Annotated in this window: 7 protein-coding genes and 2 pseudogenes; 5 read left to right on the plus strand and 4 right to left on the minus strand. The window is 67.2% G+C overall.

The genetic code is table 11. From position 1 onward, the window contains the following. The 5 genes from I0Q12_RS23865 to nrdF form a co-directional block, all read left to right on the plus strand. Positions 1-1754, plus strand: a 1754-nt coding sequence (locus I0Q12_RS23865) for a xanthine dehydrogenase family protein molybdopterin-binding subunit (RefSeq protein WP_231611308.1), incomplete at its 5' end; no start/stop codon positions are given. Positions 1755-2112: 358 nt separating this feature from the next. Further along, positions 2113-2343 (plus strand): redoxin NrdH, encoded by a 231-nt coding sequence (locus I0Q12_RS23870; RefSeq protein ID WP_197255364.1) that lies wholly within the window; start codon positions 2113-2115, stop codon positions 2341-2343. A 106-nt stretch (positions 2344-2449) separates the two neighbouring features. Beyond that, a complete protein-coding gene (gene nrdI, locus I0Q12_RS23875) occupies positions 2450-2896 on the plus strand; it encodes a class Ib ribonucleoside-diphosphate reductase assembly flavoprotein NrdI (protein ID WP_197255366.1) in 447 nt (148 codons plus the stop codon). Positions 2897-3004: 108 nt separating this feature from the next. Next, a complete protein-coding gene (nrdE, locus tag I0Q12_RS23880; protein ID WP_197255369.1) occupies positions 3005-5173 on the plus strand; it encodes a class 1b ribonucleoside-diphosphate reductase subunit alpha in 2169 nt (722 codons plus the stop codon). Between the two features lie 43 nt (positions 5174-5216). After that, positions 5217-6227 carry a class 1b ribonucleoside-diphosphate reductase subunit beta gene (gene nrdF, locus I0Q12_RS23885; RefSeq protein ID WP_197255371.1) on the plus strand — a complete coding sequence of 337 codons (1011 nt, stop codon included), beginning with the start codon at positions 5217-5219 and terminating at the stop codon, positions 6225-6227. Positions 6228-6319: 92 nt separating this feature from the next. Here the strand turns inward: nrdF and I0Q12_RS23890 are convergent, their stop codons facing one another. The 4 genes and pseudogenes from I0Q12_RS23890 to I0Q12_RS33715 all read right to left on the minus strand — a co-directional run. After that, positions 6320-6796, minus strand: a complete 477-nt coding sequence (locus I0Q12_RS23890; RefSeq protein WP_197255373.1) for an NUDIX domain-containing protein — start codon at positions 6794-6796, stop codon at positions 6320-6322. 8 nt (positions 6797-6804) lie between these two features. Next, entirely contained in the window at positions 6805-7839 is a 1035-nt protein-coding gene (locus I0Q12_RS23895; protein ID WP_231611309.1) for an HtaA domain-containing protein, read from the minus strand. A gap of 43 nt (positions 7840-7882) precedes the next feature. Then, a pseudogene (locus tag I0Q12_RS23900) lies at positions 7883-8927 on the minus strand (ABC transporter substrate-binding protein). A 33-nt stretch (positions 8928-8960) separates the two neighbouring features. Continuing rightward, positions 8961-9327 (minus strand): annotated as a pseudogene (locus I0Q12_RS33715) (iron siderophore-binding protein); the annotation flags it as partial.

The following is a 9327-nucleotide window of genomic DNA, read 5'->3' on the forward strand; positions in this document are numbered from 1 at the left end:
AGGAGGCGTGCGACCTGATCGCCGTCGAGTACGACGAACAGCCCCACGACGTCGTGTTCCGGGCGGACCACCCCGACCGCTACACGCCGGAGAAGGTCAACGGCGGATTCCCGCCGGACACCGCGCGCGGAGACGTCGACAACGCCCTCGCCCATGCGGACGTGGTCGTCGACGAAACCTATTCCACCCCCGAGGAACACAACAATCCGCTCGAGCCGCACACCGCGGTCGCGGTGTGGGCCGACGACCGGCTCACCGTCTACGACTCCACCCAGCACCCGCACGGAGTCGCCGCGGCGCTCGCGTCCGCACTGGGCATCGAGCAGGAGCGGATCCGGGTGGTCGCGCCCTACGTCGGCGGCGGATTCGGGTCGAAGGGCGGCCCGCACGCCCACGACGTGCTCACCGCGATGGCCGCGCGGAAACTGCCCGGCCGCGCGGTGAAGTTCGCGGTGCCGCGCCGCGACATGTTCGGCTACGTCGGCTACCGCGCTCCGACCGTATCGCGGGTGCGCCTGGGCGCCGACCACGACGGCCGCTTGGTCGCGGTCTCTCACGACAGCGTCGTGCAGTCCTCCCACGTCGACGAATTCGTCGAGCAGGCCGCGGTTCCCGCCCGCACCATGTACGCCACCGGCAACCTGCGCACCACCCACCGCGCCGTCCCCCTCGACGTACCGGCACCGTTCTGGATGCGCGCCCCCGGGGAGGCGCCGGGAATGTTCGCGCTCGAGGTCGCGCTCGACGAACTCGCACACCGCTGCGGCGTGGACCCGATCGAGCTGCGCATCCGCAACGAACCCGAAATCGATCCCGAGTCCGGGAAGCCGTGGTCGTCGCGACGTCTGGTCGAGTGCCTGCGCGAAGGCGCCCGCCGGTTCGGGTGGAACCCCGACGATCGCGAACCCGGGATCCGGCGCGACGGTCGCTGGCTGGTCGGGACCGGGGTCGCCTCCGCGACCTACCCGCACATGGTCGCCCCGGGTTCGGAGGTCACCGTCCGACACCTCGGTGAGGGCCGGTACTCGGTGCGCACCGGCGCCGCCGACATCGGGACCGGCGCCTGGACGGCACTGACCCTCGTTGCCGCCGATGCGCTCGGCTGCCGTCCTGAGGACGTGGACGTCGAGATCGGCGACACCGCACTGCCGAACGCGACGATCGCGCTCCCCCACGACGACGTGCCGGACGACCCGCCCGCGACCGTCGCGGCGGCGGACGAGTTCCACAAGCGGTTCGGCGGCGACCCCGAGCCGGGCGCCGAGGCGAGTGCGACCGCGGGCAAGGCTCCGGAACTCGAGCACTACAGCATCCACTCGTACGGCGCGCACTTCGCGGAGGTGCGGGTCGACGTGGACACCGGCGAGATCCGGGTCCCCCGGATGTTCGGGATGTTCTCGGTGGGGCGGGTGGTCAATCCGCGCACCGCCCGCTCGCAGTTCATCGGCGGCATGAGCTTCGGGATCTCGATGGCGCTGTTCGAGGAGAGCCACCGCGACGCCCGGCTGGGCCACATCGTCAACCACGATCTCGCCGAATACCTGATTCCGACCCACGCCGACATCGGCGACGTCGATGCCGCATGGCTCGACGAGGACGATCGGCGCGCCACCCCGATGGGCTCGCGCGGCACGGGGGAGATCGGCATCGTCGGCAGCGCCGCCGCGGTGGTCAACGCGGTCTGGCATGCGACGGGGACGAGGGTGCGAGCACTGCCCGTGCGGCTCGACGATCTGCTGCCGGCACTGCCCTAGAAGAACGCCTCGCGCGACGCCCACGGAACGTGTCGGTGGGCTGCGCCACACTGTCCTCGGACGCGCCTCGCGGTGTGGTCGAACGCACACCCCGACGGACGGCGCGCGACACGCCGGAAGGGGGTGGAAAACGCCCAGGTCGGACATGCGCGACCTGGGAATACCAAGAATGTAGTTCACAACATCCTGGGTTTGGTGAATCTGTCTGCCACAAGGTGTAGTGTCTAGACCGCTGGAAGGCCACAACATCACCGGTCCCTCTGGGGAAGAAGGATCGACTCGATTCGACGGCCGTTCGAGCACCACGCAGCAGTCAGTCGCCAGGCCGTTTCGGCCCGTTGGAACAAAAGGGGCTCCTATGAACATCACCGTCTACACCAAGCCTGCTTGCGTCCAGTGCAATGCCACCTACCGTGCCCTCGACAAGGCCGGTATCGAGTACGACGTCGTCGACATCTCCGAGAACCCGGAGGCTCGTGACTACGTGATGGCCCTGGGTTACCTCCAGGCGCCCGTTGTCGTCGCCGGTGACGACCACTGGTCGGGTTTCCGTCCCGATCGCATCAAGCAGCTCGCGGTCGCGGCCTGATGTTCCCCGGTGCCGCCTCCGGCGGCACCGGCACAACCCCTTGTGTGTGAAGGACCGGGTGTGTGGGGCCGGTCCTTCCGAGCGAGCGAGCAGATGGTGAGTACCGATGAGTTCAGCACCCACAGGAACGCGCCTCGTGTACTTCTCGAGTGCGTCGGAGAACACCCATCGATTCGTCGAGCGGCTCGGGTTGCCGGCGCACCGGATCCCGCTGCACGACCGTGACGGCTCGTTCGAGGTGCACGAGCCGTACGTCCTGATCGTGCCGACCTACGGAGGCGGCACCACCGTGACCGGACGGGACACGAGCTTCGTTCCCAAACAGGTCATCCGATTCCTCAACAACGAACACAACCGCGCACTGATCCGGGGCGTCATCGCCGCGGGGAACACCAACTTCGGCGAGTCGTATTGCTTTGCAGGCGATATCGTTTCGCGAAAGTGCAAGGTTCCGTACCTCTATCGATTCGAACTGATGGGAACCGCCGAGGACGTCGAACGCGTCCGGGCGGGACTCGCGCAGTTCTGGGATCGGTCACTGCAGACCGCCTAGCCGCCCCGCGTGGTCTCCACGCCTCGAACGACCGCGAACCGGCAAGCCGGGTGCGCGGCCGCAGACGTAACTCGCCGTTACCCGATACTCACAGTGGGAGCAAACACCGTGACCATCACCGATCCCGCGCCGACCGCGACGAGCGCCAAGTCGGACGCTTCGCTCGAAGGCCTCGACTACCACGCGCTCAACGCGATGCTGAATCTCTACGGTCCCAACGGCGAGATCCAGTTCGACAAGGACGTGGCCGCGGCCCGGCAGTACTTCCTGCAGCACGTCAACCAGAACACCGTGTTCTTCCACGACCTCGACGAGAAGCTCGACTACCTCGTCGAGGAGAACTACTACGAGCCCGAGGTTCTCGGGAAGTACTCGCGCCCGTTCGTGAAGAAGCTGTTCCAGCACGCGTATTCGAAGAAGTTCCGGTTCCCGACGTTCCTGGGTGCGTTCAAGTACTACACGTCGTACACGCTCAAGACGTTCGACGGCAAGCGGTACCTCGAACGCTTCGAGGACCGTGTGTGCATGGTCGCGCTGACCCTCGCCGACGGTGACGAGATCCTCGCGATGCACCTGGTCGACGAGATCATCTCCGGCCGCTTCCAGCCGGCGACCCCCACGTTCCTCAACTCCGGCAAGAAGCAGCGCGGCGAGCCGGTCTCGTGCTTCCTGCTGCGCATCGAGGACAACATGGAGTCGATCGGCCGCGCGATCAACTCCGCTCTGCAGCTGTCCAAGCGCGGTGGCGGTGTCGCGTTGCTGCTCAGCAACATTCGTGAGCACGGCGCCCCGATCAAGAAGATCGAGAACCAGTCGTCGGGTGTCATCCCGATCATGAAGCTGCTCGAGGACTCCTTCTCGTACGCCAACCAGCTCGGTGCCCGTCAGGGTGCCGGTGCCGTCTACCTGCACGCGCACCACCCGGACATCTACCGGTTCCTCGACACCAAGCGTGAGAACGCCGACGAGAAGATCCGCATCAAGACGCTGTCGCTGGGCGTCGTGATCCCGGACATCACGTTCGAGCTCGCGAAGCGGAACGAGGACATGTACCTGTTCTCGCCGTACGACGTCGAGCGCGTCTACGGAAAGCCGTTCGCGGACATCGACGTCACCGAGAAGTACTACGAGATGGTCGACGACAAGCGCATCCGTAAGTCGAAGATCAAGGCGCGCGAGTTCTTCCAGACGGTCGCCGAGCTGCAGTTCGAGTCCGGCTACCCGTACATCATGTTCGAGGACACCGTGAACCGCGCGAACCCGATCGCCGGCAAGGTCACCCACTCGAACCTGTGCTCGGAGATCCTACAGGTCTCGACCCCGTCGACGTACAACGACGATCTGTCCTACAGCCATGTGGGCAAGGACATCTCGTGCAACCTGGGGTCGCTGAACATCGCGAAGACGATGGACTCGCCGGACTTCGCGCAGACCATCGAGGTCGCGATCCGCGCGTTGACCGCGGTCGCCGATCAGACGTCCATCGACTCCGTTCCCTCGATCAAGAAGGCGAACGACGAGGGACACGCCATCGGCCTGGGCCAGATGAACCTCCACGGCTACCTGGCGCGGGAGCGGATCTTCTACGGATCCGAGGAGGGCGTCGACTTCACGAACATCTACTTCTACACGGTGCTGTTCCACGCGTTGCGCGCGTCGAACAAGCTCGCGATCGAACGCGGTACGTACTTCGCGGGATTCCCCGAGTCCAAGTACGCCTCGGGCGAGTTCTTCGACAAGTACACCGACCAGGTGTGGGAGCCGGCGACCGAGAAGGTGCGTCAGCTCTTCGCCGATTCGAACATCGACATCCCCACGCAGGACGACTGGCGTGAGCTGAAGGCGTCGGTGCAGAAGCACGGCATCTACAACCAGAACCTGCAGGCCGTGCCGCCGACCGGGTCGATCTCCTACATCAACAACTCCACCAGCTCCATCCACCCGGTGGCGTCGAAGATCGAGATCCGCAAGGAAGGCAAGATCGGTCGCGTCTACTACCCGGCGCCGTACCTGACGAACGACAACCTGGAGTACTTCCAGGATGCGTACGAGATCGGATACGAGAAGATCATCGACACCTACGCCGCGGCGACGCAGCACGTCGATCAGGGCCTGTCGCTGACGCTGTTCTTCAAGGACACCGTCACCACCCGCGACGTGAACAAGGCGCAGATCTACGCGTGGCGCAAGGGAATCAAGACGCTCTACTACATCCGTCTGCGGCAGATGGCGCTCGAGGGCACCGAGGTGGAGAACTGCGTCTCCTGCATGCTCTGACGAAATCTGCCGACACTCTTCGACATCCAGTAGGGAAAGACCGATGACCACTTCCGCACCCCGCGCACACTCGCCGGCCGACGGCGCCCACGTGAAACTGATCGACCGCGTGTCCGCGATCAACTGGAACCGCGTCCCCGACGAGAAGGACTCCGAGGTCTGGGATCGCCTCACCGGCAACTTCTGGCTGCCGGAGAAGGTGCCGGTGTCCAACGACATCCCGTCCTGGGGCACGCTCACCGCGTACGAGCAGCAGCTCACGATGCGCGTGTTCACGGGTCTGACGCTGCTCGACACCATCCAGGGCACGGTCGGTGCGGTGTCGCTGATCCCGGATGCGGTCACCCCGCACGAGGAGGCGGTGCTCACCAACATCGCGTTCATGGAGTCCGTGCACGCGAAGTCGTACTCGAACATCTTCTCCACGCTGTGCTCGACCCGCGAGATCGACGATGCGTTCCGCTGGTCGGAGGAGAACGAGAACCTGCAGCGCAAGGCGCAGATCGTCCTCGACTACTACCAGGGCGACAGCCCGCTCAAGCGCAAGGCGGCCTCCACGCTGCTCGAGTCGTTCCTGTTCTACTCGGGCTTCTACCTGCCGATGTACTGGTCCTCGCGAGCCAAGCTCACCAACACCGCCGACATGATCCGCCTGATCATCCGCGACGAGGCGGTGCACGGCTACTACATCGGCTACAAGTACCAGAAGGGCCTCGAGCAGATCACCCAGGCCGAGCGCGACGACCTCAAGGACTGGGTCTTCGAGCTGCTGTTCGAGCTGTACGACAACGAAACCCAGTACACCGCAGACCTGTACGACGAGGCGGGTCTGACCGAGGACGTCAAGAAGTTCCTGCGGTACAACGCCAACAAGGCGCTGATGAACCTGGGTTACGAGGCGCTGTTCCCGAAGGACGAGACGGACGTCAACCCGGCGATCCTGTCGGCACTGTCCCCGAACGCCGACGAGAACCACGACTTCTTCTCGGGCTCCGGCAGCTCGTACGTCATCGGCAAGGCGGTCGTCACCGAGGACGAGGACTGGGACTTCTGACCCGACTGTCCACGTAACCCCCGCGCTCGTGCGCGTTTCCGGTAGCACCCGCTACCGGAAACACGCACGAGCGCAGGCGTTTCCGGGGCGTTTCAGGGGCGGCGGAACCACGCCTCGGGCACGTCGCGCAGCGCCTTGTCGATGCGCAGCGCCGAGGTGTCCGTCAGATCGGCGGGCAGCGCGTCCGTCGCGAACCACGCGACCTCGAGGTTCTCGTCGTCGGCCACGCGCGCCGAGCCGCCGGTCGCGCGCAGCAGGAAGCACACGTCCAGGTACTGCGCGACGTCGCCGTTCGGGTAGGTGATCGGCGCGGTCACGTCCACACTCGTCAGGCGCACGACGTCGGCGACCACCCCGGTTTCCTCCGCGACCTCGCGGACCGCCGCGACCGCAGGTTCCTCACCGGGCTCGAGGATGCCTGACACGATCGCCCAGCGACCGTTGTCGGCGCGACGGGTCAGCAGGAGCCGGCCGTGGTCGTCGCGCACGACGGCGCTCACGCCGGACAGCCACAAGGGGGCGGTACCGACGTGAGCGCGCAGCGCGGCGACGAACTCGGGGACGGGCACGACGGCCGTCAGTAGCGGAAGGTCACGGGTGCGGCCTGCCCACCGGAGTACGGCAGCAGCACCGACGGCTGCAGCGGCACCGAGAAGCGGGCGGGAACGCCGTCCCACTCGGTGCGGCTCGCGTCGGCGGCAGCATCGAGACGTGCGACGGTGATCCGGCTCATCGAGTCGGTCCCGACCTGATCGCCGGTCGACGATTCGGCGGTGAGGCAGGTGCCGTCCTCGGTGAACTCGATCCACGGATCGGCCAGCGCGATCTCGAGGAGATGGAAGCGCGTGAACGAGACGACGGTGCCGCGGTACTCGATCCGGCCGAGCCCGGTCTCCGGGTCGATCTGCGCCTCGGCCAGTTCGAATGCGAGCGTGCCGTCCGGGTTGACGGTCGCGCCGTTCTTCCCGACGACCGAACCCTGCGTGGTGTCGGTGACCAGGTCCGTGTAGCCGGGCGCGAATCCCCACACCAGGTCCTGCGACGCGGGGACGGGAGCGTTCGGGCCGGGCGAGGGATCGAAGTTCACCGGCACGGACAGTTCCTGCTCGGCGTTGACCGCGTCGGCGGCGCCGTAGGTGTAGATGCCGTACACCGCGTCGGCGGGCACGGTGGCGGGAGCGTCGATCGTGAGGGTCGCGGTGAACGAGCCGTCGTCGGACAGCGGAACCCACTGCTGCCGGACGGTGCGGCGCATGTCGAACGGCACGTTGGGCACCTGGTTCAGTGCGCGTTCGGACAGCACCCACGCGTTGGTGGATCGTACGGTCGCGCGGTTCGCGGTGGGGGCACCCTCGGAAGGACGCCAGTGCTCGGAGAAGCCGCCGAACGAGACGAAGGTGCCGTGCGGCACTCCCGGCGGTACCGGCACCGGCAGGCCACCGGTGCGGTTCGCCTCCGGGTCGAAACCGGTTCCGCGCACGACGACGATGTCGCCCTCGTGCACCGGCAGGTCGCCGAGCGGGGTGACGCCGTCGGCGGCGAACACCTCGATGGCCGGGGTCTCCGGTTGCGCCGACGCCGGCGCGGCCGCCGGAAGCACGGTTGCGAGCAAGCCTGCGAGTACAGCGCCGACCCGCACGGCGGGTCGGCCGAATTCAGTTCGAATAGCCATTGAGCGCTACCTTCAGGTCGGTGAGGACCGCCCGGGCCGCGACCGGGCCGGGCGTGGACCACACGTCGTCGGTCACCGCGAACAACCGGTGGTCGCTCACGGCGCCGAGATCGAGCCAGCGGTCCGTTTCCATGTATTCGGTGCCCTCCGCGAGACCGGTGTCGCCGTCGAAGCGGACGAAGAGCACGTCCGCGTCCGCCGCCGCCGGATCGTCGGTGTCGACGGGTTCGAACGACCGGCCGTCGACGACGCCGAAGCGCTGGGCGGGGGGCCGGGCGGCGCCGGCGTCGGCCATCACCTGGCCGGCGAACGACGCGGTGCCTTCCACGACGGGCCCGTCGGCGGTGAACCGGACGATCGACGCCTGCGTCTGGGACGAGGCGAGTTCGCGGCCGACTTCGGCGGCGGCGAGGAGGTAGTCGTCGAGCACCTGCTGCGCGGCTTCCCGGCGGCCGAGGGCGTCGCCGACGCGCAGGAACTGCTCCCGCCAGAACACGGGGTCGGATCCCACGGTCACGGTCGGCGCGATCGCGTCGAGCCGGCCGTACAGATCGGAATCGACCGACGAGCCCAGGATCAGATCCGGCTGCGCCTGCGCGACCAGGTCGAGATCGGGCAGGTCGCCGGAACCGACCGACGGCAACTCGGCGATGCCGGTGCCGAGGTAGTCGAAGTAGCCGGGGTCGATCGGGGTGAACGCCACACCGACCACCCGCTCCCACAAACCGAGCGCGCACACCGCGTCCATCGTCGCGAGGTCGAGAACGACGATGCGCTGCGGTGCCCGCGGTGTGCACGACGGTCCGGGTGCCGGTGGCCGGCTGCCCCGCGTCGAGGGGAGAGGGGAGCGGGCACGCGGTCGTGGTGTCGCGATCGACACCGACGACCGCGGCCCCGGCGATGCGGGTGGTCGTGCGCACGATGCTGTCCGCCGGATCGTCCGTGGTTTCCCCGCACCCCGCGAGGGCGAGCGTCGCCACGGTGACGGCGGCGAGGACGGCAGTTCGGGACCGGTGCACAACGGGCAATTCGACCACTTCCTGTTTCGGGGACGGTCCAGGTTATCCCTTGTGCGGATCGACCCCGAACGCCTCCGCGAGGTCGTCGAGGATCAGGTGGGCCCCCTGGATGCTGACGGGAGTCATCCACAGGCTGTCGTCGACGTCGATCTTGCGGCCCCGGAGGTTCCCCCACAGCGGGTTGGTCAGGAACGGCTGAGCGGCGCCCTCCGACTTCCCGTCGCCGTCGCGGTACATCGAGACGAAGATGACGTCGGCGTCCGCCTGGGCGATCAGCTCGGGGCTGATGGCGTTCATGATGCTGCTCGGGTCGGCCGGATCCGGACCCTGGCTCTCGGGCCGGGCCAGACCCGCGTCCTCGAGGACGATGCCGCTGAACGAGGTGGTGCGGTACAGGCGCGCGGTCGGC

Source organism: Rhodococcus sp. CX (assembly GCF_015865005.1).
In the GTDB taxonomy this organism is placed as follows: Bacteria; Actinomycetota; Actinomycetes; order Mycobacteriales; family Mycobacteriaceae; genus Rhodococcus.

Bases quoted from the DNA above. Each gene is read 5' to 3' on its own strand.
- I0Q12_RS23870 (WP_197255364.1), top strand. From the start codon at position 2,113: ATGAACATCACCGTCTACACCAAGCCTGCTTGCGTCCAGTGCAATGCC.
- nrdI (WP_197255366.1), top strand. From the start codon at position 2,450: ATGAGTTCAGCACCCACAGGAACGCGCCTCGTGTACTTCTCGAGTGCG.
- nrdF (WP_197255371.1), top strand. From the start codon at position 5,217: ATGACCACTTCCGCACCCCGCGCACACTCGCCGGCCGACGGCGCCCAC.